Here is a 26,191-nt window from a genome sequence, read left to right on the forward strand (position 1 = left end):
ATTACAATTTGAGTTTCCAACGTTTATGCATCCAGTTCCATTGCTCAGGATGGGCCAAAATAATACGTTCTAAAGCTTGGTTATAAGCCAATGTATTATGGTAAAGCGATTCTTGAGCACTTCCATAATCTTTCCAAGGAATAGGATCATAAAACTCTAAAACATGTTTTCCATTCGGTAATCTATAGCCTGCTGCAGGAATTACTGGTACTCCCGTATAACGTGATAAAGTTGCTAAACTCCGATAAGTTCCTGCCTTCGTACCAAAAAACTCTACGGCAATACCATCTCGATTCGCTAATGAAGCATGTTGATCAAGAACAAAAATCACTGCATGGTTTTGCTCTAAAGCGGCGCAAACCTTATCTAGCGAGTTTTTTTTAGGAATAACGTTTAAACCGACTTGATAATATTGCTTAAACAAACTTCGCTCAATAAATTTGATCGATAAAGTGCGACGGATAAAATGAAACTGCCCCTGAAATTCTTTAAAATTTAAAACACCGCCGATGGGTGCAACTTCCCAATTTCCAAAATGCCCTGTCAGAACCAAAACGCCTTTTTGTTGTGCTACAACCGCCAACATGTTTTCATGACCCCGAACCTCGACCTGATTACGTAAATCATCTTCAGACATAAAACGCAATTGGATTGCTTCTTTAAAGGATTTAAGCAAATGAGAGTAATACGATATAGCAAGTCGCTTTTTTTGCGCTTTACTTAATTGATCACCGAAGACACGATCGATATTGGCCATAACTATTTGCCGCTTATAGGGTAAAAATTTATGGACAAATCGTCCTAGCCAGCTCACGGGCAATTTATTAACTTTTTGTTCTAATTCAGTCACAAGCTTTGATCACCAAACACGCATTCATACTTGCAAATCCTCGATTAATTGTCAGTGCATAAGGTCCTCTTTTTAGAGGTTGATGATCTGCACTTACGAATAAACCATTACAACTGGATGCAATATTTTGCAAATTAGCTATCCCTGGCACACATTTAGATGAAAGTGCATAGGTTGTCATTACTGCGTCAATCAAACCAGAGGCGCATATAGTATGTCCCATAGACCATTTGAAAGCGGTTACTGGAACTTCCTCTTCGGCAAAAACATTTTGTATTGCCTGAGATTCGCTATAATCTGATTTACTATTACCATTTCCATGAGCAACAATAAAACCTAAATCATGAGTATTTAGTTTTACAACATCCAAAGTACGTTGCATCAATTCAGCAAGCTTTTGCCCGCTTGTATCCACAGAAAATAATCCTTCTGTTTCACTGGTTGATAAACCGCCGATTATCTCACCGTAACACGTTGCTGAGCGCGCACGCATGCTGGCTTCACTTTCCAAGACCAAAGCAGCAGCGCCTTCGGCTAATATGGTGCCATCATGGGCTTCGTCAAAAGGTTTTAAATGTTGAGTACTCAAGACCCCCAATTGCTGATAGTAAAATAGAGCTTGCGGCTCAATAGCCATATCATAGGCAACAACGACAGCTCGTTCTGCCTGACCACTACGAATTGCGTGAAATGCTTCCAATAAAGCTTGTGTTCCACCAGCAGCATGATTGGTTACATTATGATTGGGACCTTTAAATTCATAGGTAATCCCTGTGTATGCAAGAACATTATTAGGTAATATTCGTAATAACCACATCGGATGGACTGTTTCAAATAAATGCTGCGCAAATTGCTGCATATCGCCTTGAGTTTTTGCCAACAACGGTAAAAAATCATATTGTTGAAAATATTTATTTCCAGGTGAGCCTACAAAAACAGCGGTTTGCTCATTAAATGAATTAGGATCTTCAAGAGTATCGCGATACGCAATCATTTGACTGTGCTCGATTGCTTGTACTGCAGCATTAATTCCCATCACATCCTGACGCGAAATGACTTTCATCAACTTGCGATCTGGTAGCATTTTTGCAGGATTGAACTCCTTTAGTTCGCCCCCCAAACGATGAGACCATTGTGACAAATCCCATTGAGCTATTTCAGCAATCCCACTTTTACCAGAAAGAATTGCATTCCAAGTTGCATCTGCGGTAGAACCTGATGCAGTTAATGCACTTCGACCTGTGATAAATACTCTATTGTCCTGACTCATAAATCTGCTCCCCCAAATTCAGGATGCTTAAACAACAAGCAGCTATTGGAGCCACCAAATCCAAAAGAATTGGATAAAACGACTCCCACAGAACGTTCACGTGGACCATCAATCACATAATCCAAATCACATTCTGGATCGGGGGTTGTTAAATTGGCCGTTTTAGGTATCTGTGCCTGTTCTATGGATTTAACTGATAACACCGCTTCAAGTGCGCCTGCCGCAGCAATCAAATGTCCTGTTTGACCTTTAGTCGAACTTACAGGCAAGGTTGCGACAGACTCGCCAAAAACTGCTTTAATCGCATTTGTTTCACTCAAGTCATTCATTTTGGTTGAGGTACCATGTGCATTAATATAATCTACATCAGAAGCCTGTACTCCTGCATCCTGAAGAGCACGTTCGATAGCTTGAATAGCACCGTCACCATTTGGATGTGAATCAGTAATTCGATAAGAGCTTAGAGAGTTCCCCTCACCAGCCAATTCCGCATAAATACGAGCACCTCGCGCTTTTGCCTTACTCCATTCTTCAAGAATTAAAAAGGCAGCTCCTTCTCCCAAGACAAAACCATTACGTGTCGCATCAAAAGGTCGACTCGCGGTTTCCGGTGTACTGTTGTAAGTTGATAAGGCACCTAATAGGCAAAAACTAGATAATCCCAAAGGATTAATCATTGAATCAAATCCGCCAGCTAACATGAAGTCTGCTTCGCCGCGACGAATTACTTGCATTGCTAATCCTAAAGCTTGGCCACCTGACGCACACGCGGTGTGAACGGACGAGGCATAACCGCTGATTCCGAATTGTTGAATCAATAAAGACAACCCTGAGTTTGGCGTCGTTTTACCAAAATCAGATAATTTATAAAATTCTTGTGTATTAGCAAGCAAACGTCCCCAATCTGCTTCACCATTTTGAGCACAAATTTGTTGAAATCGAGATAGATAATCAAATTCGGCAGTCATCATACCACTGCCTGTAACTACCCCCCACTGGCTTGCTGTTTGTTCTGTAGGCACGATCCCTGCATCATCAAAAGCCTGTTGAGCAGCTGCAAGAGCATAGCGGGTAAAGTGCACAGAAAAGCGACTACGTTTGGTAATTAATTTGGGATCGAGGGTAAAGTTTTTTACCTCAGCCGCAATATAAGTTGGAAAAGCACTGGCATCAAATTGTTTAATTTCAGCAATTCCGGAATGTCCTGCCAATAAATTAGACCATGTGGACTGGACATCAAGTCCTAAAGGGGAAACCGCTCCCAAACCTGTAATAGCGACTCGTCTTTTTTTCACTTTATTTACCTCTGGGAATAAGTACTACATCCACAACACAAACACGTTTACCGGCTACCTCGCTGCGATAAGCCAGGATCAACTCGTCTTCCGTTTGTTTTTTTACTGTTACATAACATTCAAGAACATCGCCAGGATAGACAAATTCATTCATTTTTATTTTGCGAAATTCACTCACTTGATAGTGAGTTGAATATCCTGCGCGCAGAACAAATTCATAAGCTAAATTGAGTTTGCATTCCAATAATACCGTTAAAGGTAATACAGGTTTCTTCGGAAAATGATCTGCAAAATAAGGAGCAGCTCGCGATATTCTTTTTTCAGCGATTAAACTAATACCTGGCTGACTGGAGCGAATTCTATCAAATGTCATGGGCACTACAGATAAATCCGAACCCATTATCAGATATTCATCTTCCACGGGTCCACTTTCTTTACTAATAACCGACCAATCACCAGGACGGTTAATTTCAGAAAATTGCTGCTTCACTTCATCTAAATTGATAAAATCATCCATAGGCAGCAAAGGGCCTAAAGCACCGTCAATACTGAAGACAAGTTCACTACCCACCCTGGCTTCACTATGATATTGCATGACTGAATCATCCAAGTGTTCTATAAATGACTCAAGCAATAAAGTTTCACCGACATAGGCTCGCCGATGCATGGAGGCACGTGCAACGATACCAGCCACAGGCCTATGAGTAAATCCTTGCAGTGCCATCACATTCCATGCGGCCAATTGCCCCAGTGTTTCTCCGATTAAAGAGGGGATAAAACAAGGCCGCCCCTGTTCATCAACTGTGAGGAACGTATCATTTGAGGTAACATGTTTGATTCCCCTGATCAACTGACCAGGAGATGACTCCACTATACGATCAACAAATAAAAATCTCATCAGTATTTATTAAACCCTATTAATCTTAATTTTAAAAGTAACACCGAAATTAAGCCCCAGCTCCGGCAGTTTGTTGCTCGTTGATCGCAGCAACAACTAATTTACAAAATGTTTCAATGGTAAACAACAAGGGTATTTCATTAACTTTCATGTTCGGTTTGAATTGATCTGCAGGAACTTCACTCAAATAGTTTTGCAATACCTGCAAACCTTGCTCAGTGATGACGCCGCCTTTTTCAAATTCATCTTCTGCCAAATCACCACGTGCATTTTTTTCCAATTGACCGCGAGGAATTTTAATTTTGAATTCTTTTTCTAATTGGAAAACCAAATCAAGAAAATCAATAGATTCGGCGCCTAGATCTGCTATCAATCGACTGTTAAGAGATACGTCTTCTGCATCAATTACTAACACATCAGCAACAATTTCCCTAACTTTAGGATAAACGTCTGCTACATTCATATTTTGTTCCTCAGAGATCAGCTAATTTAAAAAGCCCGGAATTATACCATATATTTTTTTAAAGACACAAAATTAAAGTGATGAGGTATTAACCAACCTGACTATACCCTGCATCAACGAATAAAGTATGCGCATTAATCATGGCCGCTTCCGGCAAGCATAAGAGATAAATTGCATTGGCAACATCTTGTGTTGTCAATGGTCTATCTGTCAACGAGTGGGCCTGATATTCATCAAGTAATTGTTCTCTGTTAGGAAAATGCTTTAAAGCATCTGTATCAACTACTCCAGCAGAAACAGTATTCACTGTAATCCCATCAACAGCTAACTCAAGACTCAAAGAACGAACTAATGCTTCAAGAGCTGCTTTGGAAGCTCCAATAAAGGCATAATTAGGAATCGCTCGAGATGCACCAAGACTGGATAAAGCAATAATGCGACTCCCTCTAGGCATTAATGAACGAGCTTCTGTCGCCAAATGATTTAATGCCAAAGCATTTGTTTCCAAACACCAACGCCAATGCTTGGTAGACATCTTAAGTGCCGATTTTAAAACGCCACTGGCCGCATTACTAATCAAGAAATCAAGTCGATTAAAGTGTTCGCGGAATTGAGCAAACATTTCTTTTACAGACTGATGATCGGCCACATTCGCTTGCAGAGCAATTGCCTTGCGCCCCATAGTATGAATTTCTTCGACTAAAGCTTGGGCCTCATCAGAACTGTTGTAATAAACTATAGCAATATCACATCCCGCCTGCGCTAATTTTAATGCAGTCGCCTTACCGATACCTCGCGCACCGCCAGTAATCAAGCCAACTTTATCTGCAAAAACCAAACTCATGGAATATTCCTCATCAACTTCAATTTATTAAAAATAAAAGCAACTGTTGATAAAACAATGGTACCCACTTAAGAAATCATGTCCCTGTTGCGTTTAGCCTGGGTGAACGCGAAGCGGAACCCGGGAATTCGTTCCCTACAAAACCCAGGTTCCGCTTCGCTCCACCCAGGCTACGATTTCAAGATACCAAGCGCTCGTAAATCGACGCCCTTGGACGAACAGTTACAAAAAGCTACATTTTCATTTTTATTTATCGATAAAGCAATGATTAGATCATTAAATTTTCAAATATCTTGTTTCTAGAGGGTTAACTTTGTACTATCGGCACACGATTAAGATAAACATATATTAATGAATGAAGCATTCTTGGTTTAAAACTGTGTTTCCTATAGCTGCAATTTTTTCTTTTCGCATGCTCGGCTTGTTTTTACTCATTCCTGTATTTAGCATTTATGCAGAAAATTTGCGAAGCGCAACTCCTGCATTGGTCGGTTTTGCGCTAGGAATTTATGGACTTGCTCAAGGGCTCCTCCAAATCCCTTTTGGCATGCTTTCCGATAAAATAGGTCGAAAACCCATGATTACTTTGGGCTTGCTCCTTTTTGCTTGTGGAAGCTTACTTGGCGCTATAACTGATTCTATCTATGGGATGATCCTTGCCAGAGCATTACAAGGTACAGGTGCCATTGGAAGCGTTTTAATCGCATTACTTGCCGATCTTACACCTGATGAACAACGGACTAAAGCGATGGCGGTCATTGGTATGACTATAGGGACATCATTTAGTCTGGCTATGGTTGTGAGTCCTGCCATTACACATCATTTCGGCCTGGCCGGTATTTTTTACCTCACTACGATGTTAGCAATAGCAGGAATCATTTTACTTCATTTGGTCATTCCTAAACCTGTAAATGAACGTTTTCATATTGATAGCGAAACAAATCCCGCTTTATTCAAACAAGTTATGTCCAACTTGCAACTACAACGCCTCAATGTAGGTATTTTCTGCCAGCATTTTATTCTCACAGCAACATTTTTTGCTATCCCCTTTATCTTAAGAAAACAAATGGAACAAGGCCATTTATCCCAACAGTGGCATTTTTATCTGCCACTCATGCTGATATCATTTATACTGATGATCCCGTTTATTGTGCTTGCGGAAAAGAAAAAGCGCATGAAAAGCATTTTTCTTTCCTCAGTTCTTACAATGACTTTAGCACAATTATTACTGGCGTATACATTTCAAAATTGGTTTGGTTTGTGCGTCCTTATGTTAATTTACTTTGTTGCTTTTAATATCCTCGAAGCAGCACTACCCTCTTTGGTATCAAAACAGGCAAATCCCAATAATAAAGGGACTGCCATGGGTATTTATTCTACCAGCCAATTTTTAGGGCTTTTTATTGGCGGAGCACTATCTGGCGTGCTATACCAATGGGACAGTAGTCAAGGAATCTTTATTACTAATGCCATCCTAGGCGTTTTATGGTTAATTATTTCCATTTCAATGAAATCAAACGTCTCTGTTTCAACACTTATCTTGCCCTATCCTTGGTCCGAGAGAAAAGAAAACATTATTACTCAACTATTAAATATTAAAGGCGTTATTGAAGTTGCACTCGCAGAAAATGAGCAGGTTATTTATTTGCGAGTTAACAGAGAAAGCTACACAGAAGGCAATGCAGAAAAAATTCTATCGACATTATCTCCCTGAAAAAAGGGGGTATAACGGGGTGATAATTATCTCTTCTTCGCTTCTAAAACGTCATAACCCCCTATCACTCCATGATCACGTTCCTAGTTTCCAGAAAAAACGTAAAAATTGTTTCGTGAACTGTCATTTGATTTCCATTGACTCAGGACTTACGAAAAACGCCAAGGTCGAGGCAAAAAATGTTTTTAATGAGGGAATTTAGATATACTAAATAACCGAATTAAAATCATTTTTTAACGAAGAGATTGGGATTTTTCGTAAGTCCTGTGACTGTATTAACTGTTGTTTCAAATCCAGTAAGATAAGGATCTTGCCAAAAATTTTTTTGTCATGATACTACTTATGTTCCGATTTGAGTTAACTTTATGGATAACTCAAATCTACTAAGTAGTGATTTTATTATTGACGAACCAAGCGCAAATTTTTATCTGCAAATGAAGTCTTTTCCGTAGAACGATAAGGATTGATATCCAAACCACCTCGTCTTGTGTAACGACCATATACAGTCAACTGTTCGGGTTTACAATAGTTCATAATATCAACAAATATCCGTTCAATGCATTGTTCATGAAACTCGTTATGATTTCGATATGAAACAAGATATTTCAATAAACCTGCGCGATTAATTTTTTTTCCTTTATAAGCAATTTGCACACTTCCCCAATCAGGCTGGTTGGTGACCAGGCAATTTGACTTCAGTAGATTGGAGCATAATGTCTCTTCTACTAGTTCATCACTTGTAGTGAGAAATGAGGGCTCAACAAGATATACAGAACACTCTATATCAAGATGATCCAGTGACTCCCCCATTAAAGACGGTTGTACCGCAAACTGATTGGTTGCCTCTAAAAGATGAATCTTCACCCAAACTTCCGCACCAACACGTTCTTGTAAATCTTTTTTAATCATATTTTCTAATTCTTCAACATTTTGAATTCGAGTGTTGTTGAATGAATTAAAATAAAGTTTTAATGATTTTGACTCGATCAGATTAGGTGAGCTGCAATCATAAAATAATTCCGCAATTGCGATCATAGGCTTTCCTTTAGCATTAAGCCAGGAAACTTCATAGTGATTCCAACAATCAAAGCCATAAAAAGGTAATTGCATTGGATCAACTCCAATTTCCTGTCGCTTGCCTGTTCTCGGAATGGGGTATAACCGATCCGGGTTATACGTATCATCATATGCAGATTTTTTCCCTAATTCAGATTTTGCAGCTTCAGATTGATATTTCTGCAGAACGTGATCATTCATTGTATTTAACTCCAATATTTCTATAATTTTTGCAGTACTTTTCCAATTTACCGGCTGATCCATTTCCATTTGGCTGGAAATGTAAGTAAGCAAAGAAGCCGCTTCATTAATCCGCGCAGCTTTCTCAGTTAATTCGCGTGCTTGTATGCCAATGGATGCCATCACATCAAAATTTGGATTTTCTGTAATCTTTTTGATGGTCGATAAAGAAAAACCCAAAAACTTTAACGTGGTAATCTGTTGTAATCGTATTAAATCCATTTCAGAATAAAGACGATAGCCACTCATGGAACGTTTTGTTGGTTTTAATAAACCAATCTCATCATAATATTGTAATGACCTAATTGTTAATGAGGTCATTTGGCTAATCTCTTTTATTTGGTAATATTTCATTCAATCTTCTCCTGAAGACGAATTTTAAACTATCACGTTACGTGAGAGTCAATAGATAAAATGAAAATAACATTCTATAGGGATAATACATTATGTCTAAAGTTGATTTTAGTTGGCTAAAATATATCACAGAAATCCAAGCTATTGCTCAAAATGGACTATGCTATTCAAAAAATGAATTTGATAAAGAACGTTATTTAAGACTTCGGGAGATTGCTTCTGAATTTATGGCGAAATATTCAGATACTCCACTCTCGGAGATAAAACAGATCTTTTCATTAGAACAAGGATATGCCACGCCTAAAATAGATGTTCGTGCTTTTATTCTACAAAATAATAAAATACTATTAGTTAAAGAACGCTCAGATGGGCTATGGACCTTACCTGGTGGTTGGGCGGAAACAAATGAATCCGCATCAGAATCAGTAATCAGAGAAGCAAAGGAAGAAACAGGCTTTGATGTTTCTGTAATCCGACTGCTTGCATTATGGGATAAACAAAAACATGATCATCCACTACAATGGCCTCATACCTATAAATGTTTCTTCCATTGTGAAATCTTGTCTGGGACAGCAAAAGAAAATCTGGAAATTTCTGAAATTGATTTTTTTGACTTAGCCCTCCTGCCACCACTTTCAACCCATAGGGTGACCCAGAAACAAATTACACGCCTGTATGAACTTGTTTCAAGCTCGGATAAAACCCTTTTTGATTAACCTGTGTTTGACTCTAAGCTTACCTCATATATTAACCTTGTTAACCGCGCTCTATTTCAACACATCCGTGCAAGGGATATATAAATTAGGTATACTCTTCTCCTAACTTTCGCATACAGGAGATCAAAAATGGCACGTGGTATAAATAAAGTCATCCTAATTGGCAACGTAGGCGTTGACCCTGACGTACGTTACTTACCAAATGGCAATGCAGTCACGACACTATCAATTGCCACCAGTGAAGCATGGAAGGATAAAGCAACCGGCGAAAAGCAAGAGCGGACCGAATGGCATCGTGTAGTCTGTTTTAACCGCTTAGGTGAAATCGCTGGTGAATACGTACGCAAAGGATCTAAGCTCTATATAGAAGGCAGTTTAAGAACAAGAAAGTGGCAAGATCAGCAAGGTCAAGATAGATACACTACTGAGATTGTAGCTAATGACATTCAAATGCTAGACAGTAAAGGAGGGGCTGCATCATCCAGTTTTGATGAGATGCCACAAGCCCAATTTACACCAAGCAACCAAAATGCTACAAGACAGCAACCTATGCAAGTACCACAAGATGCTTTTGACCAGCTAGATGATGACGTTCCATTCTAAAGCAATTAAAAATAAGTTATTTAAACTAATTGTAGCCTGGGTGCAGGGAAGCGAAACCCAGGAATGCTTTTGTTAATGAACCCAATATAATCACAATTCAGTTTTCGTTAAACCACTTCATATTCCCCGAGCTAATTATATAACACAATATTCCTCTTCAAATTCATGTCATCCTTTGCGAACCTCTTCTTCGCTATAGCGCTAAAACGTGAATCAGCCCTTGTGACATTTAATTTGCAATCATTTTGAATAACATCGATTTTAAGAGTAATGAACCAGGTGAAAGGACATCAATATTGCTGGACAAACTAACCTTGGTTCATTTATTTTGCGCTCTCTTATGTAAAAGGAGGAAGCTCGGCGTGGTTATCAAATGGACAGAATGCAATTGCACATGTATATTTAATGGTCGCTGTAATTAATGATTGGGCAGGCAATATTATGGTAGGTAGTAAACAAAAGCTCTCCTTAACTCCAAGAGACCCAAGCAATGATTTTAAATTCTTATCCAAAGAGATTGAGGGAGAAATTGCTGGTTATTTATCCATTCAAGATTTATCAAATTTAGCGCAATCATCCATAACAACCTATAATTTATTCAAACCTAACTTAGACATCGCTTTAGCCCTCAAAGCCAGGATGTGTGTGGTACAAGGGGATGTGGCGGGTATAATCTTAATTGCAAAAAGGAAACCTGACGTCTTATTTGATAAAGGGCACGTCACAGACCCTCGCCAAAGGAATTTTTATCAGGTATCCGCCTATCAACTCATCCTATTTCTCTGTGATTCGGACATGAAAAATCAAATCATACCCTATATTCCACCGAAATTTGCAGCAACATGCGAGCAGCAATCTGCTGAGATGGGTACAGGTGGGGCTGATTTAATTAAATTAGACCGTGACCCTTTATTAGTAGCGGGCGAGGATTTCCAAGGAATTATTGAATTTAAAACCAAAAACTTCCGAAACAAACATAAAATTACCTTCCCCCTATTAGAAAATCCGGATGGGATTATTTATTATCAAGACGATAAGAATGAAGTCCATTTTTATTATGCGAATCGTAAAACGAGGGAAGTCAGGAAACTTCATGTGAACCCAAGTTCAGAACAGTGGGATCAACTCCATGAGCTCTTCGACTCCATGGAGAATAATTCCGGACGCCGTTCGAATGATGCAGAACATCAACTGATTGCCAAAACCTTACAATACTCTTTGCAACGCGATGGAATTCAATTTGAACACGAGGGCGTACATTATCGTGATAGTCGTACTGGATTTAAACTGATTAATCACTATAGAACATGTGAAAGGCTCTATGTTGAGGCTGATAGGAATGGGAAAGTAGATGATGCTCATACTTATTGGTGCAAAGAAGTTGGGAAAGCTCAGGGTGAAGAGATGTGGCTTTTACAACGTATTTGCGAGGAAAACCGCCCCTTTGACCCACTCCCTCTTCATTTTAATGAGTTCAGGAGATGATTTCAATTTTACAATCGCCTTTCAAGTAAACATGAATCTGCCTTTGTCCATGGCAAACTTGTTGCTGGTTTAGGTGCGAACTTAGCTTTATATAAGAACCATGGCCAGGCTAGGGGCGAAGCTTATGAAGTGGAAATGGATCGTGATCTGCTGGCCATTTCCAAGCTAGTTGAAGATGCAAAAAAAATATTGTTACAATGAATCAGGAAATAGGGAGCCAATTACCATACAATGGCTCCTGCATTCTCGTGTAATTGCAGTTGGATCTGGATGTCGAGGAATAACACCAGTGCGACGGCGGTTGCAGATAGCTCCCCACTCCCCCTAAATTCATGCGACGTGTATGGAAACAGTCCCATTCTCCAACGCTACTATTGCCAATAGCCTTCTCATATAATTGTTGTTGGATCCTGAGCATTACGAGAATAAATCGGGCCAGCGTTTGTGGATAACGCCCTCATAATCCCAAGATTTGCATGTCAACACACATAGAATAGGAATAATACATATAATCGCTAATTCATTAGTATCTGCAAATTTGAGTTGCAATCAAATACACGATACACAAAATTGTACACTGGAAAGGAGTGTGCCGTACTGTCAAAAGAGAAAGAGGAATAATTAGTTCTTTACTGAGGCTATTAGATAAGTAGGAAACTTGCGATGAAGTCTTCATTAAATCCTTATAGAACAAAAACCCGCTTAAAGCGGGTTTTCAAATCATGGGGAAAATAATTACTCTTCAGTTTCGTCACTAACAGAAGGTCTGTCTAATAACTCAACAATAGCCATAGGCGCATTATCACCATCTCTGAATCCACACTTGATGATACGTACGTAACCACCTGGACGCTCAACAAAACGTGGACCTAAATCTTTAAATAATTTACCAACAGCTGATTTAGATCTTAGAATATCGAACGCATGACGGCGTGTAGCCACTGAATCAACCTTTGATACAGTAATTAAAGGTTCAATGTAACGTCGTAAATCCTTCGCTTTTGGTAAAGTTGTTTTTATCAACTCATGCTCAATTAAAGAACAACACATGTTTGCAAACATAGCCTTTCTGTGGCTACTTGTACGGCCAAAACTACGGCCAGAATTACGGTGACGCATAACCAAAACTCCTAAACATTATTCGCCAAGATTTGCTGGCGGCCAATTCTCAAGTTTCATACCGAGCGATAATGAACGTGAAGCTAAAACATCCTTAATTTCAGTTAGAGATTTCTTACCTAGATTAGGTGTTTTTAAGAGTTCATTTTCAGTTCTTTGCACTAAATCGCCGATATAATGAATATTTTCTGCTTTCAAACAATTTGCAGATCGAACAGTTAACTCTAAATCATCGACGGAACGTAATAGAATAGGATCAAAATCATTGCGTTCTTTATTATCAGATCGAGATTCTTCAAATTTCATATCAACAAATGCATGAAGTTGTCTTTGAAGAATACTTGCAGAAATCCTTATTGATTCTTCAGCATCAATAGTTCCGTTTGTTTCTAATTCAATAGTTAACTTATCAAGGTCAGTACGATTTTCTACACGAGCACTATCAACATAATAAGCCACTTTCTTAACTGGTGAGAAGCTATTATCAATTTTAAGCTTCCCAACAGATTTTCTTTCTACTTCATCATCGAAATGTCTAATGAATGAATCAGTACTGTGAAATCCGATTCCTCGTTCAACTTTCAATGTCATATTTAATTTGCCCTTTTCATTCAAATTAGCAATGACGAGCTCAGGATTAATAATTTCTAATCCATGAGTCAGTTGAATATCTCCAGCGGTAACCTGACAAGGACCTTGCTTGTTTAATGTTACAATAGCATCTTCACCGACTGACATTTTAATTGCAACTAATTTTAGGTTCAGTAAAATGTCAACGACATCTTCTTGCACACCTTCAATCGTGCTGTATTCATGTAGAACACCTTCAATCGAAGCTTCAGTAATTGCACTTCCTGGCATTGATGATAACAAAATACGTCTCAAAGCATTGCCGAGAGTATGACCAAAGCCACGCTCCAAAGGCTCTAAAACTATTTTAGCTTTATAGGGCGATTCTGCCTGGACCTTAAGAACATTAGGTGTCAACATTTCATTGATTTCAGTATACATTCAGCTATTTCTCCGAGCTTACTTAGAGTAAAGTTCTACAACTAAGTTTACGTTGTAGTCTGAAGATAAGTCAGTTAACGTTGGTGCTGTAGAGAATGTTCCTTTGAAAGAAGATGTATCTACAGTAATCCAATCACATGGAGCTCTTTGTTCAGACAAAGCTAAAGCTGCTTGGACACGACCCTGACTTCGTGCTCTTTGTCGAACAGATATCACGTCACCAGCTTTTACTAAAAATGATGGAACGTTAACTATTTTATCATTAACAAGTATGGCTTTGTGCGTAACCAATTGACGTGCTTCAGCACGTGTGCTCGCAAAACCCATACGATACACGACATTATCCAAACGTCTTTCAAGTAAAGACATTAGATTTTCGCCTGTTGCGCCTTTCATACGAGCAGCCATTTTGTAATAGCCACGGAATTGCTTTTCAAGAACACCATACAATCTTCTAATTTTTTGTTTCTCTCTGAGCTGAATTCCATAACCATTCAGGCGTGGTTTTTTGTCACCGTGTTGTCCAGGTAATTTTTCAGATTTACATTTGGACTTGTGATCACGGACACCACTTTTAAGTAATAAATCACAACCTTCACGACGTGATAGCTTACATTTTGGACCAAGATATCTAGCCATTAATTACTCCTGAGTCTTATACACGACGTTTTTTAGGTGGCTTACACCCGTTATGAGGTATACCTGTAACATCGGTAATTTCAACAATTTTAAAATCCTGTGATATTAATTCACGAATAGTGGACTCTCTTCCAGGGCCAGGACCATGAACAAATACAGCCACAGATTTCATACCGTATTCTTTTGCAACAGCAGCAGCACGCTCAGTAGCAACCTGTGCAGCATAAGGTGTACTCTTTCTTGAGCCTCTAAATCCTGAACCACCAGATGTTGCCCAACACAGCGCATTACCTTGCCTGTCAGTAAAGGTCACTATAGTATTGTTAAAAGAAGCATGTACGTGAACGATACCATCAGATACGACACGCTTTGCCTTCTTGCGTACTTTTTGTTGTTTTGACTTAGTTATTGCCATCTTACTTTCCTACATGAAAAATCAAACGGTAGTGCCCTTTCTGCGGCCTTTACGTGTACGAGCATTAGTTTTCGTACGTTGACCTCGCAATGGCAACCCTCTTCTGTGTCTTAGACCACGATAACATCCTAGATCCATAAGGCGTTTAATGTTCATTGTCACAACACGACGCAAATCACCTTCCACGGTTATTTTTGCAATTTCTGTTCTCAAAGACTCAAGTTGAGCATCTGATAGTTCTGAAACCTTTGTAGAAGGTTCAATACCAACTGTCGAACATAATTTTAAGGATGTAGGTTTACCAATACCATATATTGCTGTTAAAGCAATCACAACATGTTTGTGATCAGGTATATTTACTCCTGCAATACGAGCCATTAACTTCTCCGAACGTTATTTGTTCTGTCGAAAGGGACAGAAGAATACTATTTTTATAAAATTAAATCAAGCAGATATTAACCTTGCTTTTGTTTGTGCCTGGCATCTTTACAAATAACCCGTATAGTGCCACTTCTTTTAATAATCTTGCAATTGCGACAAATTCGCTTTACAGATGCTCTTACTTTCATTCCTAACTCCGATAAAAATCATAAAAGACCAGGTAATTTAGTACCTTTAAAATTAGCCTTTTTCATTAAAGAATCATATTGCTGAGTCATTAAATGAGCTTGTACCTGAGCTACAAAATCCATAATAACAACTACGATAATCAGCAAAGACGTTCCTCCGAAATAAAAAGGGACATGCCATGTATACATCAAGATCTGAGGCAAAAGACAGACCAATACTAAATAAAGTGCTCCGACTAGTGTCAAACGAGTCATTACACCATCGATATATTTAGTTGTTTGTTCCCCTGGTCTAATTCCAGGTATATATGCACCAGATTTTTTTAAATTATCTGCAGTATCTTTGGGATTAAACACCAGTGCGGCATAAAAGAACGCAAAGAATATAATTGCTACTGCATAAACAATTAAATATAAAGGTTGTCCAGGAGATAAGGCCATTCCAACATCAGCAAGCCATCCTAAACCCTTAGTATGAGAGAAAAACTGGGCTAAGGTTGCTGGTAGTAAAATAATACTGGATGCAAAAATTGGAGGAATTACCCCAGACATATTTATCTTTAAAGGTAAATGGCTGGTTTGTGCAGCATATACCTTTCTACCTTGTGTCCTTTGTGCATAGTTAACTCTGATACGTCTCTGTGCACGCTCCATAAATACTACAAATCCTGTTACTACAACTACCACTACTGCAATAATGATTAAAGTCAATGCTTGCATTTGTCCTTCTTTAACTTGTTGAAGAACTGAAGCGATTGCCGTGGGCATACTCGATACGATACCTGAAAAGATAATTAGTGAAATACCATTGCCAACACCTTTTTCAGTAATTTGTTCGCCTAACCACATCAAAAACATAGTACCTGTAACTAAGGTAGCAACTGCAGTAAAGTAGAATGAAAAGTCAGCTTGAAGCGCAATTTGTTGTCCAGCTAACCACCGTGCCATCCCTAAAGATTGAAACACAGAAAGCACTAAAGTTAAGTATCGCGTATATTGATTTATCTTTCTGCGCCCTGATTCACCTTCCTTTTTAAGTTGTTCAAGCTTAGGAGAAACAACTGTAAAAAGCTGAAGAATAATAGAGGCCGAAATGTATGGCATAATACCAATAGCAAAAACAGTAACACGCGATAATGCACCACCAGAAAACATATTGAATAAGCCAAAAATTGTATTCTGTTGCTCATTAAAAAAGTTAGCCAATCGTGCAGGGTCCAAACCTGGAACAGGAATATGTGCACCCAAACGATAAACCAGAATAGCCAGAACAACAAACAATAATCTAGATTTTAGTTCAGCCAATCCACCACGTGATTGGCTTGCATTATGTTTTTGGTTTTTCATAGTCACTCTTCTATGCTGCCGCCTAAACCTTCAATGGCCAAACGAGCTCCTTTAGTGACCCTTAAACCTTTAAGTTTGATGGCAGTAGTTAATTCACCGGACAAAATAACTTTTACATCTTTAATAGAACTATTGATTAGACCAGCTTCACGCAAAACATTTAGATCGATTACATCTGCAGATAATTTTGCAAGTTCACTGAGACAAACTTGATCTACAGTTCTACCAACTCGTGACTTAAAGCCCATTTTTGGTAGTCGTCTTTGAATTGGCATTTGACCGCCTTCAAAGTTAATTTTATGGTAACCACCGGCTCTAGCTTTTTGACCTTTATGTCCTTTTCCACTAGTTTTACCTAAACCGGATCCTATACCACGTCCTAAGCGTCTTTTGGGACGTTTTGAACCAGGATCTGGTGACAGTGAATTTAAATTCATTATACACTCTCCTCAACCAGCAATAGGTAATCAACTTTATTAATAAGGCCACGGATCGCTGGGGTATCATTATGTGATACGCTCGAATTGGTTTTACCAAGACCTAATTGTTTTACGATAGAAATATGCTTTGGCTTTCTGCCTATGATGCTCTTAACCAAAGTTATTTTAATTTTCTTTTCCATAATTAGCCCGCCATAACTTCTTCAACAGTTTTACCACGCTTGGCTGCAACATAATCTGGGGTACCAATATTAGTTAAAGCTGCGATTGTTGCTCTTACAATATTGCTTGGATTGGTAGAACCAATACTCTTAGCTAATATATTTTGTACGCCTAAAACTTCTAATACAGCTCGCATTGCACCGCCAGCAATAATTCCGGTACCTTCACTTGCAGGCTTCATAAATACTTTAGAAGCACCATAGTTCCAAGTAATTTCGTGGAAAATAGTTGATCCAGAAAGTGGAATATAAACCATGTTTTTCTTAGCTTGTTCCATTGCTTTTTGAATTGCAATTGGAACTTCTCTGGCTTTACCTCTACCAAAGCCAACTTTACCCTTGCCGTCACCAACAACAACAAGAACTGCAAAACCGAAAACACGGCCTCCCTTAACAACTTTAGCTGTACGATTGACCGATACTAGCTTTTCTTGGTAGCCATCTGATTTTGGTGATGATTCATCGAATGCCATAATCGTTCCTTAAAAATCCAATCCAGCTTCGCGTGCACCTTCTGCAAGGGCTTTCACTCGGCCATGATATTTATAACCAGCACGATCAAATGCAACTTGAGTAATGCCTTGCTCGCTCGCTCGCTTACCAAGCATTTTGCCAACTAGGTTAGCTTGTTCTACTTTACATTTTCCGGTCAGACTGGCACGTAATTCTTTATCGTTTGTTGAGCATGCAGCTAAAACCTTATCACCAAGCTTATCTGCCTGAATGATTTGAGAGTAAATATGCAAACCACTTCTAAAAACGACAAGTCTTGCTCTGTCTGATTTGCGAATCAGTGCTTTTGCTTTTAATCCACGTCGATTACGTGAGTTGTGTTTATTCATAACTTAAACCTTATTTCTTTTTCGCTTCTTTACGAGCAATATACTCGCCAGCAAGTTTAACACCTTTACCTTTATAAGGCTCTGGTGGTCTAAATGCTCTTATTTCAGAAGCTACTTGGCCCAAAATTTGTTTATCCACCCCTTTCAGTAAAATAACTGTATTGCTAGGAGTTTCAACTACAACGCCTTTAGGCAAGTGGTATTCAATAGGATGAGAAAAACCCAACGATAAAGAAATTGATTTATCTTTAGATTGTGCTCTATATCCTACCCCGACCAGTTCCAAGGTAACAACAAAACCTTCAGTTACACCCTTAACCATATTATTTACTAATGCTCGTGCCGTTCCAGCTTGAGCCCAAGCTTTTGGATCATTTGCAGCTGGAGCAAACTCAACATGGTTAGAATCTTTATTTTTAGTTACTTTTACTAACCTATTAATCTTTTGGGTTAGCGTTCCTTTAGGCCCTTTTACAGTAACCTCACCATCACCTATTGTTATTTCAACATTTGCTGGTTGAACTACTGGGGCTTTTGCTACTCTAGACATATTATTCCTCGCAAGTATTAAGCCACTTCACAAATGACTTCACCACCAACGCCTTTCATCTTTGCAGATATATGGGTCATTATACCTTGTGATGTAGACAATATAGCCACACCAAAACCAGGAATAGAAGACAAATCTTTGTAAGACTTATATACTCTCAATCCGGGTCGACTAATTCTCTTAATTAGCTCGATAACAGGTCTGCCATGATAATATTTCAGCTTTATCGTCATCAATTTAAGATTATTATCTAAAGACTCAACAAAGAAGTTTTCGATATAACCTTCTTCCTTTAAAACTCGAGCAATTTCTTCTTTCAACTTAGAAGAAGTTAATGTTATTTGCTGATGTTTTGCTTGTTGACCATTTCTAATTCGGGTCAGCATATCAGCAACTGGATCATGCATACTCACAATCGTTCTCCAATTAAAAAATTACCAGCTAGATTTTCTTCCGCCTGGTATATTACCAACCATTAGTTGTTGTCTTAAGCAAATTCTGCAAAGAGCAAATTTACGATAAACACCATGTGGACGACCACATTGCTGACATCGTGTTTTAAAACGAACAGGATTTGAATTAACAGGCAATTTAGCTAACTTTAACTGACTATCCATAATTACCTGAAAATCATCAGATGATTTAATCAATATTTTCAATTCGTTTCTACGCTTACTGTACTTATTTACAAGCTTGCTACGCTTTAACTCTCTCATAAGCATTGATTTTTTAGCCACAATTTCACCCTTATTTTTTATCTCTATCTTTCAATGGAAGGTTAAAGGCTTCTAATAAAGCTTTAGCTTCTTCATTTGTCTTAGCACTCGTAGTAATACAAATATCTAAACCACGGATACCATCTGTTTTATCGTAATCAATTTCTGGAAATACGATTTGCTCATGGATCCCCATACTGTAATTACCTGTTCCATCAAAAGATTTGGGATTTAAACCACGAAAATCTCTTACACGCGGTAAAGTTACGGAAATCAATCTGTCTAAAAATTCATACATACGTTGACGTCTTAGAGTTACTTTACAGCCAATTGGCCATCCTTCCCTAATCTTAAAACCAGCAATAGATTTTCTTGCTTTAGTAACAACAGGCTTTTGTCCTGCAATTAAAGTCATATCTTCAACTGCATGGTTCATTACCTTTTTATCACCAACAGCTTCTCCAACACCCATGTTTAAGGTGATTTTAAGCAACTTTGGAACTTCCATAACGCTGGAATAGTTGAACCGTTTCATCATCATTGGGATGATTTCTTTTTTATAAAATTCATTAAGTCTTGCCATTTGAATCACCTAATTAAACACGGTCAATTATTTCATTGTCAGATTTAAAATATCTAACTTTTTTGTTCTCACCGTTACTCTCGATGAATTTAAATCCTACTTTATCTGCTTTATTAGTGTTTGGATTATAATGAGCAACGTTTGAAACGTGAACTGGTGCTTCAAGAGTTATAATTCCACCCTTGTTTTCAGGCTTCTGTGGATTAGGCTTAACATGCTTCTTAATCAAGTTTCCACCTTCAACAACAACGCCATTGTCAGTTACACGTAGGACTTTACCTCTATGACCTTTACTTTTTCCGGCAATTATAATTACATCATCGCCTTTTTGAATACGTTTCATATCTAAATCCTTCTCACAAAACTTCTGCAGCCAGAGATATTATTTTCATAAATCTCTCTCGTAGCTCGCGAGTAACAGGGCCAAATATACGAGTACCTATTGGCTCGTTTTGGTTATTTAACAATACTGCAGCGTTACCGTCGAAGCGGATCAAAGATCCATCATCTCTACGAACGCCTTGTGCTGTACGAACAACAACTGCCTTCATTACAGCACCTTTTTTCACTTTACTTCTGGGAATTGCATCTTTAATACTAACTTTGATTACATCACCTACACGTGCATATCTACGGTGCGACCCGCCAAGCACTTTAATACACATAACTTTACGTGCTCCGCTGTTGTCAGCCACTTCAAGCACTGTCTGCATTTGGATCATTTTTTACTCCAGCTCTGATTTCGACCAGAAAAAGGTTGCTGATTATATCAGGCCTTTTAGGGTTTTAAAAGTAAATCAACAGTGTTGATTAAGAAATTACTTCGACTAATACCCAGCTTTTTGTTTTAGAGAGTGGTCTAGACTCACGGATTTTTACTATATTACCAATTTTACATACTTGATTTTCATCATGAGCATGTAATTTAGCTCTACGTTTCATAATTTTTCCATACTTTGGATGCTTAACAGAACGTTCAATCATCACAACTATGGTTTTATCCATTTTGTCACTAACTACTTTTCCAACCATTGTTCTGGCATTTGATTCACTATTAGACATGTCACTTACCTGCCTTTTCAGTCAACATTGTTTTTACTCTTGCCACTGACTTACGCACCATGGTGATGAGATGTGTTTTATCTAGTGAGCCGCTTGCTTTCTTCATTCGTAAATTTAGTTGTTCTTTACGCAATGAAAGCAGTTCATTTTGCAGTTCTTCTACTGATAAACTGCGTAATTCATCAATTTTTTTCATTACATCACCTTCCTTTCTTCAAATATAACTTTGAAAGGAAGTTTTGCTTTAGCCAGATCAAAAGCTTCCATAGCAAGCTCTCTGGATACACCTTCCATTTCAAATAAAACCTTGCCAGGTTGTATTTGAGCAACCCAATATTCAACGCTACCTTTACCTTTACCCTGTCTTACTTCTAAGGGCTTTTGAGTAATCGGCTTGTCTGGGAATACTCTAATCCAAATTTTACCACCACGTTTAATGTGACGTGTCATTGCTCTTCGAGCTGCTTCGATTTGACGCGCAGTTAAACGACCACGCTCAAGAGCTTTCAAACCAAATTCACCAAAACTGATGTTGCTACCGCGTAAGGCTAAACCTCTGTTACGGCCTTTCATCTGTTTTCGGTATTTTGTACGTTTAGGTTGTAACATGATTCTTAATCCTCACTCACTCGGCAACGTCAGAAGATCTTTTCTTTTGAGGGAGAATTTCGCCCTTGAAGATCCAGACTTTTACACCAATAATACCGTAGGTAGTTTTAGACTCTGCTGTACCATAATCAATATCTGCTCTGAAAGTATGTAAAGGTACACGTCCTTCTCTATACCATTCACTGCGAGCAATTTCAGCACCACCAAGTCTTCCACTAACACAAATTTTGATTCCTTTAGCACCTGCTTTAAGAGCAGAAGTAACCGCACGTTTCATAGCACGTCGGAACATGACGCGTTGTTCTAATTGTTGTGCAATTCCTTCAGCAACCAAAGTTGCATCTAACTCAGGTTTTTTAATTTCTTCAATATTTAGATGAACTGGTACACCTAATTTATTAGAAATTTCTGTACGTAATGTCTCAATACCGCCACCTTTTTTCCCGATGATCACACCAGGTCGGGCAGTAAGTATTGTAACTACCGCATTATTAGCAGGACGTTCAATTAAAATTTTACTCACAGCAGCTGCCATAAGTTTCTTTTTAAGATCTGTACGTAATTTAATATCTTGAATTAAAAATTCAGCGTACTTCTTACCTGCGAACCATTTGGAATTCCAGTCTTTAATAATACCAAGCCGTATACCTATAGGGTTAACTTTTTGTCCCATTGCTATTCCTCGTCAGACACTTTAATCGTGATATGGCAGGTACGTTTACAAATTCTATTTGCACGTCCTTTAGCTCTGGGACTAATACGTTTTAAAGTCATAGCTTCATCAACGCAGACCATACCTACTTTTAAATCATCAATATCCGCCCCATTATTATTTTCAGCATTTGCGATAGCTGACTCTAACAACTTAAGCATTAATTGAGCACCTTTTTTTGGTGTAAACTTGAGGACATCAAGCGCACCAGATACTTTCATATTGCGTATCATATCGGCTACCAATCGGCCCTTTTGAGCGGATAAGGGAGCACCTTTCAATTTTGCTGTTACTTCCATCATATCCTCTTATTTACCTTTTGCCTTTCTGTCACCAGAATGACCTTTAAAAGTTCGAGTCATGGCAAACTCACCTAATTTATGACCAACCATATTATCTGTAATATATACAGGTATATGATCTTTGCCGTTATGAACAGCAATTGTTAAGTCAATCATTTCAGGAACGATTGTCGATCGTCTAGACCATGTTTTAATTGGTTTTTTAGATTTTGATTCAATTGCAGCCTCTACTTTGGCAATCAAATGATGGTCAACAAAAGGACCTTTTCTTATAGAACGAGCCACTTGATATCCTCTCAATAATTATTTCTTTTTACGTCTTCTGACAATAAAGCTATCAGTACGCTTATTACTTCTGGTTTTATAACCTTTAGTAGGCATGCCCCATGGTGATACTGGATGACGTCCACCAGAAGTCCGGCCTTCACCACCACCATGTGGATGGTCAACTGGGTTCATAGCTACCCCACGAACTGTTGGGCGAATACCTCTCCAGCGTTTTGCTCCGGCTTTACCTAATGCGCGTAAACTATGCTCACTATTACTTACTTCACCAATTACTGCCCTGCAAAGAACATGTATTTTACGCATTTCACCTGAGCGAAGTCTTAATGTTGCATAAATACCTTCTTTAGCAACGATCTGCCCGCTTGCTCCAGCACTTCTTAAGACCTGAGCACCTTTTCCTGGTTTCATTTCAACACAGTGAATTGTAGTACCGACAGGAATATTTTTTAATGGAAGACAATTACCTGTACTGATTGGTGAATCTGCACCACTGATAACAGTATCACCAGCTTTTAAATTGGCTGGAGCAATAATATATCTTCTTTCGCCATCTTTATAAACAATTAATGCTATTAAAGCAGTACGATTGGGATCATACTCAATACGCTCAACACGGGCTTCAATACCATCCTTATTGCGTTTAAAATCAACGATACGATATTGATTACGTTGACCACCACCGATATGTCTTACAGTGATTCTACCTTGGTTATTACGTCCACCAGTTTTCTTTAGCTTTTCAACTAAAGGAGCATGTGGTTTTCCTTTATGAATATGGTGATGAACCACGCGTAATTCGCCACGTTTTCCTGGCGATGTAGGTTTAGATTTTAATAGTGCCATCTTAATCTGCCTTATTCGGTAGCTGTAAAGTCAATATCTTGATCAGCATGAAGAGTTACAAATGCTTTTTTCCAATCACTACGCTTTCCGCTTGTTTGTTTAAAACGCTTTGTTTTTCCCTTCACATTGATAACAGATACATTTTTAACTTTAACGTTAAATATATGCTCTACCGCCATTTTAATTTCATTTTTAGTTGCAGTTTTCAATACTTTGAAAGTGAACTGTTTCAGCTTATCAGCTATGACAGTAGCTTTTTCAGAAGTATGTGGTTCACGTAGAACCATCAACAATCTTTCAGCGTTCATTGTAACTGTTCCTCAATTTTTTTAATTGCAGCTTCTGTAACAATAACTTTCTCAAATCTGAGTAAAGATACAGGATCTATAGTTGTAACGTCACAGATGTCATAATCAATTAAGTTTCTTGAACCAAAATATTCATTCTCACCGACTTCAGTCATGATGATAAGAGCGTTTTTTACACTCATTTGGTTCATTTTATTAACAAAATCTTTAGTTTTTTTGCTTTCACATTGGAAATCACTTACAACTACAAGGTTACCAGTGCGACAAAGTTCGGAGATTATACTACGTAATGCACGTTTGTACATTTTTTTATTAATTTTTTGTGAATAATCTCTTTTCTTAGAAGCAAAAGTTACCCCACCACTTCTCCAGATTGGACTTCTAATTGTACCAGCCCGAGCACGACCGGTACCTTTTTGATTCCATGGCTTTTTGCCGCCACCTCTAACTTCAGATCGTGTTTTTTGAGCACTATTACCACTACGTGCGTTATTCATATAGGCTACTACAGCTTGATGAATTAAGCCTTCATTATAACCATACGCAAATACTTCTTGGTTCAGTGTTAATTTTGAATTTGTATCTATAGTAGTAATTTCCATCACTCACCTCGTACTTGCTTTTTAACTGCAGGCTTAATTTCAACTTGTGAGCCAGGAGCACCAGGTATAGCACCTTTGATAAGAAGTAAATTTCTTTCAGCATCTACGCGCACCAGTTCAAGGCTTTGAACTGTACAACGAACATTACCCATGTGACCAGCCATTTTCTTACCTTTGAACACGCGACCTGGAGTCTGGTTTTGACCAATAGAACCAGGTACACGATGCGATCTGGAGTTACCATGAGTAGCATCTTGTGTTCTAAAATTATATCTTTTTACCGTACCAGCAAAACCTTTACCTTTAGTGATTCCTGCAACATCAACAAACTGTCCGGCAGTAAACACATCTGCTACTGATATTACCTGACCAGATTTGAATGCATCTTCAGAATCAATTAAAAATTCAACTAACATGTCACCTGCTTCAATTTCAGCTTTTGCAAAGTGACCTGCTAAAGGTTTGTTAACCTTGCTTGCTTTTTTAGTACCACCAGTTATTTGTACAGCAGAGTAACCATCAGTTTCTTTGGTTTTAACTTGTGAGACTCTATTAGGGTGAACTTCAACAACAGAAACTGGAACTGAAACTCCATCTGCCATGAAAACCCGCGTCATACCGATTTTACGGCCTAATAAACCGATCATCATTCTAACACCTCTTTAATATCCTTCACCCTAATATTTAGTCATCAAGGCTTATCTGAACATCAACCCCAGCAGCCAGATCTAATTTCATCAATGCATCAACTGTTTTTTCAGTTGGATGAACGATAACGACCAGACGTTTGTGAGTACGTAATTCATATTGATCTCGAGCATCTTTATTAACATGCGGTGAAGTCAATACAGTAAATTTTTCTTTACGGACTGGCAATGGTATTGGCCCACGAACTTGTGCGCCAGTACGTTTTGCTGTCTCTACTATTTCTCGAGTTGATAAGTCAATCAACCGATGATCAAAGGATTTTAATCTTATTTTAATGTTTTGATTGCTGCTCATTGTAATTACTCGATAATTTTAGCGACAACACCGGCGCCAACAGTACGGCCACCTTCCCGAATTGCGAATCGTAAACCTTCGTCCATCGCAATAGGTGCATGTAGGTGAATAGTCAATTGTACGTTATCACCAGGCATTACCATTTCTACTCCAGATGGTAAGTCACATGTACCTGTTACGTCGGTTGTTCTGAAATAAAACTGTGGTCTATAGCCATTGAAAA

40 protein-coding genes and 1 pseudogene are annotated in these 26,191 nt (G+C 38.4%); 4 read left to right on the top strand and 37 right to left on the bottom strand.

Annotated elements, in window-relative coordinates:
- Position 1: 1 nt before the first annotated feature.
- The 6 genes from ELY20_RS05345 to fabL all read right to left on the bottom strand — a co-directional run bounded on the left by ELY20_RS05345 (position 2) and on the right by fabL (position 5,620).
- Positions 2-850 carry a lysophospholipid acyltransferase family protein gene (locus ELY20_RS05345; protein WP_110141655.1) on the bottom strand — a complete coding sequence of 283 codons (849 nt, stop codon included), beginning with the start codon at positions 848-850 and terminating at the stop codon, positions 2-4.
- Positions 843-2,120, bottom strand: a complete 1,278-nt coding sequence (locus ELY20_RS05350; RefSeq protein ID WP_110141654.1) for a beta-ketoacyl-[acyl-carrier-protein] synthase family protein — start codon at positions 2,118-2,120, stop codon at positions 843-845. Before ELY20_RS05350 ends, ELY20_RS05345 begins: the two co-directional genes overlap by 8 nt.
- Positions 2,117-3,415 (bottom strand): beta-ketoacyl-[acyl-carrier-protein] synthase family protein, encoded by a 1,299-nt coding sequence (locus tag ELY20_RS05355; RefSeq protein ID WP_110141653.1) that lies wholly within the window; start codon positions 3,413-3,415, stop codon positions 2,117-2,119. The genes ELY20_RS05350 and ELY20_RS05355 overlap by 4 nt, the downstream gene beginning before the upstream one ends.
- Before the next feature lies 1 nt (position 3,416).
- On the bottom strand, positions 3,417-4,313 hold the full coding sequence (locus ELY20_RS05360) for a hotdog family protein (protein ID WP_110141652.1): 897 nt from the start codon (positions 4,311-4,313) through the stop codon (positions 3,417-3,419).
- A gap of 49 nt (positions 4,314-4,362) precedes the next feature.
- Entirely contained in the window at positions 4,363-4,776 is a 414-nt protein-coding gene (locus ELY20_RS05365) for an acyl carrier protein (protein WP_110141651.1), read from the bottom strand.
- Between the two features lie 88 nt (positions 4,777-4,864).
- Positions 4,865-5,620 carry an enoyl-[acyl-carrier-protein] reductase FabL gene (gene fabL, locus ELY20_RS05370; protein ID WP_110141650.1) on the bottom strand — a complete coding sequence of 252 codons (756 nt, stop codon included), beginning with the start codon at positions 5,618-5,620 and terminating at the stop codon, positions 4,865-4,867.
- Between the two features lie 355 nt (positions 5,621-5,975).
- Here fabL and ELY20_RS05375 point away from each other — a divergent pair, with 355 nt between their 5' ends.
- Positions 5,976-7,334, top strand: a complete 1,359-nt coding sequence (locus ELY20_RS05375) for an MFS transporter (RefSeq protein ID WP_110141649.1) — start codon at positions 5,976-5,978, stop codon at positions 7,332-7,334.
- Positions 7,335-7,733: 399 nt separating this feature from the next.
- On the opposite strand, the gene queF is transcribed toward ELY20_RS05375, so the two are convergent.
- On the bottom strand, positions 7,734-8,591 hold the full coding sequence (queF, locus tag ELY20_RS05385) for an NADPH-dependent 7-cyano-7-deazaguanine reductase QueF (protein WP_325049820.1): 858 nt from the start codon (positions 8,589-8,591) through the stop codon (positions 7,734-7,736).
- 240 nt (positions 8,592-8,831) lie between these two features.
- Positions 8,832-8,984 (bottom strand): annotated as a pseudogene (locus ELY20_RS17115) (MerR family DNA-binding transcriptional regulator); the annotation flags it as partial.
- Between the two features lie 92 nt (positions 8,985-9,076).
- Between ELY20_RS17115 and ELY20_RS05390 the strand changes: the two are divergent.
- The 3 genes from ELY20_RS05390 to ELY20_RS05400 all read left to right on the top strand — a co-directional run bounded on the left by ELY20_RS05390 (position 9,077) and on the right by ELY20_RS05400 (position 11,788).
- Entirely contained in the window at positions 9,077-9,700 is a 624-nt protein-coding gene (locus ELY20_RS05390) for an NUDIX hydrolase (protein ID WP_110141647.1), read from the top strand.
- Between the two features lie 129 nt (positions 9,701-9,829).
- On the top strand, positions 9,830-10,303 hold the full coding sequence (ssb, locus tag ELY20_RS05395; protein WP_110141646.1) for a single-stranded DNA-binding protein: 474 nt from the start codon (positions 9,830-9,832) through the stop codon (positions 10,301-10,303).
- A 405-nt stretch (positions 10,304-10,708) separates the two neighbouring features.
- Entirely contained in the window at positions 10,709-11,788 is a 1,080-nt protein-coding gene (locus ELY20_RS05400) for a hypothetical protein (RefSeq protein ID WP_233590502.1), read from the top strand.
- 735 nt (positions 11,789-12,523) lie between these two features.
- On the opposite strand, the gene rplQ is transcribed toward ELY20_RS05400, so the two are convergent.
- The 29 genes from rplQ to ELY20_RS05545 form a co-directional block, all read right to left on the bottom strand.
- Positions 12,524-12,907, bottom strand: coding sequence for a 50S ribosomal protein L17 (gene rplQ, locus ELY20_RS05405; protein WP_110141645.1), 384 nt, complete (start codon positions 12,905-12,907; stop codon positions 12,524-12,526).
- An 18-nt stretch (positions 12,908-12,925) separates the two neighbouring features.
- Positions 12,926-13,918, bottom strand: coding sequence for a DNA-directed RNA polymerase subunit alpha (locus tag ELY20_RS05410; RefSeq protein ID WP_110141644.1), 993 nt, complete (start codon positions 13,916-13,918; stop codon positions 12,926-12,928).
- An 18-nt stretch (positions 13,919-13,936) separates the two neighbouring features.
- Positions 13,937-14,557, bottom strand: a complete 621-nt coding sequence (rpsD, locus tag ELY20_RS05415; protein WP_110141643.1) for a 30S ribosomal protein S4 — start codon at positions 14,555-14,557, stop codon at positions 13,937-13,939.
- A 16-nt stretch (positions 14,558-14,573) separates the two neighbouring features.
- Positions 14,574-14,972, bottom strand: a complete 399-nt coding sequence (gene rpsK / locus ELY20_RS05420) for a 30S ribosomal protein S11 (RefSeq protein WP_003633055.1) — start codon at positions 14,970-14,972, stop codon at positions 14,574-14,576.
- Positions 14,973-14,993: 21 nt separating this feature from the next.
- Complete coding sequence (gene rpsM / locus ELY20_RS05425) at positions 14,994-15,350, bottom strand: 30S ribosomal protein S13 (RefSeq protein ID WP_110141642.1); 357 nt, start codon at positions 15,348-15,350, stop codon at positions 14,994-14,996.
- A gap of 77 nt (positions 15,351-15,427) precedes the next feature.
- Complete coding sequence (rpmJ, locus tag ELY20_RS05430; RefSeq protein WP_010946099.1) at positions 15,428-15,541, bottom strand: 50S ribosomal protein L36; 114 nt, start codon at positions 15,539-15,541, stop codon at positions 15,428-15,430.
- A gap of 18 nt (positions 15,542-15,559) precedes the next feature.
- Entirely contained in the window at positions 15,560-16,888 is a 1,329-nt protein-coding gene (gene secY, locus ELY20_RS05435; RefSeq protein WP_110141641.1) for a preprotein translocase subunit SecY, read from the bottom strand.
- Between the two features lie 2 nt (positions 16,889-16,890).
- Positions 16,891-17,325 carry a 50S ribosomal protein L15 gene (rplO, locus tag ELY20_RS05440; protein ID WP_058466766.1) on the bottom strand — a complete coding sequence of 145 codons (435 nt, stop codon included), beginning with the start codon at positions 17,323-17,325 and terminating at the stop codon, positions 16,891-16,893.
- Positions 17,325-17,510: a 50S ribosomal protein L30 gene (gene rpmD / locus ELY20_RS05445; protein WP_019233377.1), complete on the bottom strand. Its 186-nt coding sequence runs from the start codon at positions 17,508-17,510 to the stop codon at positions 17,325-17,327. Before rpmD ends, rplO begins: the two co-directional genes overlap by 1 nt.
- Positions 17,511-17,512: 2 nt before the next feature.
- Complete coding sequence (rpsE, locus tag ELY20_RS05450) at positions 17,513-18,022, bottom strand: 30S ribosomal protein S5 (RefSeq protein ID WP_010654817.1); 510 nt, start codon at positions 18,020-18,022, stop codon at positions 17,513-17,515.
- 9 nt (positions 18,023-18,031) lie between these two features.
- On the bottom strand, positions 18,032-18,391 hold the full coding sequence (gene rplR / locus ELY20_RS05455; protein ID WP_110141640.1) for a 50S ribosomal protein L18: 360 nt from the start codon (positions 18,389-18,391) through the stop codon (positions 18,032-18,034).
- A 10-nt stretch (positions 18,392-18,401) separates the two neighbouring features.
- On the bottom strand, positions 18,402-18,941 hold the full coding sequence (gene rplF / locus ELY20_RS05460; RefSeq protein WP_110141639.1) for a 50S ribosomal protein L6: 540 nt from the start codon (positions 18,939-18,941) through the stop codon (positions 18,402-18,404).
- Positions 18,942-18,958: 17 nt separating this feature from the next.
- Positions 18,959-19,348, bottom strand: coding sequence for a 30S ribosomal protein S8 (gene rpsH / locus ELY20_RS05465; RefSeq protein WP_199739212.1), 390 nt, complete (start codon positions 19,346-19,348; stop codon positions 18,959-18,961).
- A gap of 27 nt (positions 19,349-19,375) precedes the next feature.
- Positions 19,376-19,678: a 30S ribosomal protein S14 gene (gene rpsN, locus ELY20_RS05470; RefSeq protein WP_110141637.1), complete on the bottom strand. Its 303-nt coding sequence runs from the start codon at positions 19,676-19,678 to the stop codon at positions 19,376-19,378.
- A gap of 10 nt (positions 19,679-19,688) precedes the next feature.
- Complete coding sequence (gene rplE, locus ELY20_RS05475) at positions 19,689-20,240, bottom strand: 50S ribosomal protein L5 (RefSeq protein ID WP_058466773.1); 552 nt, start codon at positions 20,238-20,240, stop codon at positions 19,689-19,691.
- A 13-nt stretch (positions 20,241-20,253) separates the two neighbouring features.
- Entirely contained in the window at positions 20,254-20,583 is a 330-nt protein-coding gene (gene rplX / locus ELY20_RS05480) for a 50S ribosomal protein L24 (RefSeq protein ID WP_110141636.1), read from the bottom strand.
- Between the two features lie 13 nt (positions 20,584-20,596).
- Complete coding sequence (gene rplN, locus ELY20_RS05485) at positions 20,597-20,962, bottom strand: 50S ribosomal protein L14 (RefSeq protein WP_006872243.1); 366 nt, start codon at positions 20,960-20,962, stop codon at positions 20,597-20,599.
- A gap of 88 nt (positions 20,963-21,050) precedes the next feature.
- Positions 21,051-21,302, bottom strand: coding sequence for a 30S ribosomal protein S17 (gene rpsQ / locus ELY20_RS05490; protein ID WP_058466775.1), 252 nt, complete (start codon positions 21,300-21,302; stop codon positions 21,051-21,053).
- Between the two features lies 1 nt (position 21,303).
- Positions 21,304-21,498, bottom strand: coding sequence for a 50S ribosomal protein L29 (gene rpmC, locus ELY20_RS05495; protein ID WP_110141635.1), 195 nt, complete (start codon positions 21,496-21,498; stop codon positions 21,304-21,306).
- Entirely contained in the window at positions 21,498-21,911 is a 414-nt protein-coding gene (gene rplP, locus ELY20_RS05500; protein WP_003633085.1) for a 50S ribosomal protein L16, read from the bottom strand. Before rplP ends, rpmC begins: the two co-directional genes overlap by 1 nt.
- A 16-nt stretch (positions 21,912-21,927) precedes the next feature.
- Entirely contained in the window at positions 21,928-22,584 is a 657-nt protein-coding gene (rpsC, locus tag ELY20_RS05505; RefSeq protein WP_110141634.1) for a 30S ribosomal protein S3, read from the bottom strand.
- 2 nt (positions 22,585-22,586) lie between these two features.
- The gene (gene rplV / locus ELY20_RS05510; RefSeq protein WP_003633087.1) at positions 22,587-22,922 is read right to left on the bottom strand and encodes a 50S ribosomal protein L22; all 336 of its coding nucleotides are present in this window, start codon (positions 22,920-22,922) and stop codon (positions 22,587-22,589) included.
- A gap of 9 nt (positions 22,923-22,931) precedes the next feature.
- Positions 22,932-23,210 (bottom strand): 30S ribosomal protein S19, encoded by a 279-nt coding sequence (gene rpsS, locus ELY20_RS05515; protein ID WP_010654828.1) that lies wholly within the window; start codon positions 23,208-23,210, stop codon positions 22,932-22,934.
- A gap of 18 nt (positions 23,211-23,228) precedes the next feature.
- The gene (gene rplB / locus ELY20_RS05520; RefSeq protein WP_110141633.1) at positions 23,229-24,056 is read right to left on the bottom strand and encodes a 50S ribosomal protein L2; all 828 of its coding nucleotides are present in this window, start codon (positions 24,054-24,056) and stop codon (positions 23,229-23,231) included.
- Positions 24,057-24,067: 11 nt separating this feature from the next.
- The gene (gene rplW, locus ELY20_RS05525) at positions 24,068-24,364 is read right to left on the bottom strand and encodes a 50S ribosomal protein L23 (RefSeq protein ID WP_058466779.1); all 297 of its coding nucleotides are present in this window, start codon (positions 24,362-24,364) and stop codon (positions 24,068-24,070) included.
- Positions 24,361-24,966, bottom strand: a complete 606-nt coding sequence (gene rplD, locus ELY20_RS05530) for a 50S ribosomal protein L4 (RefSeq protein WP_110141632.1) — start codon at positions 24,964-24,966, stop codon at positions 24,361-24,363. The genes rplW and rplD overlap by 4 nt, the downstream gene beginning before the upstream one ends.
- Positions 24,966-25,616: a 50S ribosomal protein L3 gene (gene rplC, locus ELY20_RS05535; protein WP_110141631.1), complete on the bottom strand. Its 651-nt coding sequence runs from the start codon at positions 25,614-25,616 to the stop codon at positions 24,966-24,968. The genes rplD and rplC overlap by 1 nt, the downstream gene beginning before the upstream one ends.
- Positions 25,617-25,650: 34 nt before the next feature.
- A complete protein-coding gene (gene rpsJ, locus ELY20_RS05540) occupies positions 25,651-25,968 on the bottom strand; it encodes a 30S ribosomal protein S10 (protein ID WP_010654833.1) in 318 nt (105 codons plus the stop codon).
- Positions 25,969-25,973: 5 nt separating this feature from the next.
- On the bottom strand, positions 25,974-26,191 hold a 218-nt coding region (locus ELY20_RS05545), incomplete at its 5' end, for an EF-Tu C-terminal domain-related protein (protein WP_456085557.1).

This window comes from Legionella qingyii (genome assembly GCF_003990155.1).
GTDB classification, from domain to species: domain Bacteria; phylum Pseudomonadota; class Gammaproteobacteria; order Legionellales; family Legionellaceae; genus Legionella; species Legionella qingyii.

Coding starts and splice junctions, on each gene's coding strand:
- rpsM (WP_110141642.1), bottom strand. CDS start 15,350: ATGGCTCGTATTGCAGGAGTAAATATACCTGATCACAAACATGTTGTG.
- rplN (WP_006872243.1), bottom strand. CDS start 20,962: ATGATCCAAATGCAGACAGTGCTTGAAGTGGCTGACAACAGCGGAGCA.
- rplB (WP_110141633.1), bottom strand. CDS start 24,056: ATGGCACTATTAAAATCTAAACCTACATCGCCAGGAAAACGTGGCGAA.
- ELY20_RS05350 (WP_110141654.1), bottom strand. CDS start 2,120: ATGAGTCAGGACAATAGAGTATTTATCACAGGTCGAAGTGCATTAACT.
- queF (WP_325049820.1), bottom strand. CDS start 8,591: ATGAATGATCACGTTCTGCAGAAATATCAATCTGAAGCTGCAAAATCT.
- rplF (WP_110141639.1), bottom strand. CDS start 18,941: ATGTCTAGAGTAGCAAAAGCCCCAGTAGTTCAACCAGCAAATGTTGAA.
- rplD (WP_110141632.1), bottom strand. CDS start 24,966: ATGGAAATTACTACTATAGATACAAATTCAAAATTAACACTGAACCAA.
- rplR (WP_110141640.1), bottom strand. CDS start 18,391: ATGAATAAACACAACTCACGTAATCGACGTGGATTAAAAGCAAAAGCA.
- ELY20_RS05400 (WP_233590502.1), top strand. CDS start 10,709: ATGGTCGCTGTAATTAATGATTGGGCAGGCAATATTATGGTAGGTAGT.
- rplX (WP_110141636.1), bottom strand. CDS start 20,583: ATGAAACGTATTCAAAAAGGCGATGATGTAATTATAATTGCCGGAAAA.
- rpsC (WP_110141634.1), bottom strand. CDS start 22,584: ATGGGACAAAAAGTTAACCCTATAGGTATACGGCTTGGTATTATTAAA.
- rplP (WP_003633085.1), bottom strand. CDS start 21,911: ATGTTACAACCTAAACGTACAAAATACCGAAAACAGATGAAAGGCCGT.
- rpsK (WP_003633055.1), bottom strand. CDS start 14,972: ATGGCAATAACTAAGTCAAAACAACAAAAAGTACGCAAGAAGGCAAAG.
- rplC (WP_110141631.1), bottom strand. CDS start 25,616: ATGATGATCGGTTTATTAGGCCGTAAAATCGGTATGACGCGGGTTTTC.
- ELY20_RS05410 (WP_110141644.1), bottom strand. CDS start 13,918: ATGTATACTGAAATCAATGAAATGTTGACACCTAATGTTCTTAAGGTC.
- rplV (WP_003633087.1), bottom strand. CDS start 22,922: ATGGAAGTAACAGCAAAATTGAAAGGTGCTCCCTTATCCGCTCAAAAG.
- rplW (WP_058466779.1), bottom strand. CDS start 24,364: ATGAACGCTGAAAGATTGTTGATGGTTCTACGTGAACCACATACTTCT.
- rplQ (WP_110141645.1), bottom strand. CDS start 12,907: ATGCGTCACCGTAATTCTGGCCGTAGTTTTGGCCGTACAAGTAGCCAC.
- rpmC (WP_110141635.1), bottom strand. CDS start 21,498: ATGAAAAAAATTGATGAATTACGCAGTTTATCAGTAGAAGAACTGCAA.
- rpsE (WP_010654817.1), bottom strand. CDS start 18,022: ATGGCATTCGATGAATCATCACCAAAATCAGATGGCTACCAAGAAAAG.
- rpsH (WP_199739212.1), bottom strand. CDS start 19,348: ATGCATGATCCAGTTGCTGATATGCTGACCCGAATTAGAAATGGTCAA.
- ELY20_RS05375 (WP_110141649.1), top strand. CDS start 5,976: ATGAAGCATTCTTGGTTTAAAACTGTGTTTCCTATAGCTGCAATTTTT.
- ELY20_RS05360 (WP_110141652.1), bottom strand. CDS start 4,313: ATGAGATTTTTATTTGTTGATCGTATAGTGGAGTCATCTCCTGGTCAG.
- rplO (WP_058466766.1), bottom strand. CDS start 17,325: ATGAATTTAAATTCACTGTCACCAGATCCTGGTTCAAAACGTCCCAAA.
- secY (WP_110141641.1), bottom strand. CDS start 16,888: ATGAAAAACCAAAAACATAATGCAAGCCAATCACGTGGTGGATTGGCT.
- rpmD (WP_019233377.1), bottom strand. CDS start 17,510: ATGGAAAAGAAAATTAAAATAACTTTGGTTAAGAGCATCATAGGCAGA.
- ssb (WP_110141646.1), top strand. CDS start 9,830: ATGGCACGTGGTATAAATAAAGTCATCCTAATTGGCAACGTAGGCGTT.
- ELY20_RS05365 (WP_110141651.1), bottom strand. CDS start 4,776: ATGAATGTAGCAGACGTTTATCCTAAAGTTAGGGAAATTGTTGCTGAT.
- fabL (WP_110141650.1), bottom strand. CDS start 5,620: ATGAGTTTGGTTTTTGCAGATAAAGTTGGCTTGATTACTGGCGGTGCG.
- ELY20_RS05390 (WP_110141647.1), top strand. CDS start 9,077: ATGTCTAAAGTTGATTTTAGTTGGCTAAAATATATCACAGAAATCCAA.
- rplE (WP_058466773.1), bottom strand. CDS start 20,240: ATGGCAAGACTTAATGAATTTTATAAAAAAGAAATCATCCCAATGATG.
- rpmJ (WP_010946099.1), bottom strand. CDS start 15,541: ATGAAAGTAAGAGCATCTGTAAAGCGAATTTGTCGCAATTGCAAGATT.
- rpsJ (WP_010654833.1), bottom strand. CDS start 25,968: ATGAGCAGCAATCAAAACATTAAAATAAGATTAAAATCCTTTGATCAT.
- rpsD (WP_110141643.1), bottom strand. CDS start 14,557: ATGGCTAGATATCTTGGTCCAAAATGTAAGCTATCACGTCGTGAAGGT.
- rpsQ (WP_058466775.1), bottom strand. CDS start 21,302: ATGTCTAATAGTGAATCAAATGCCAGAACAATGGTTGGAAAAGTAGTT.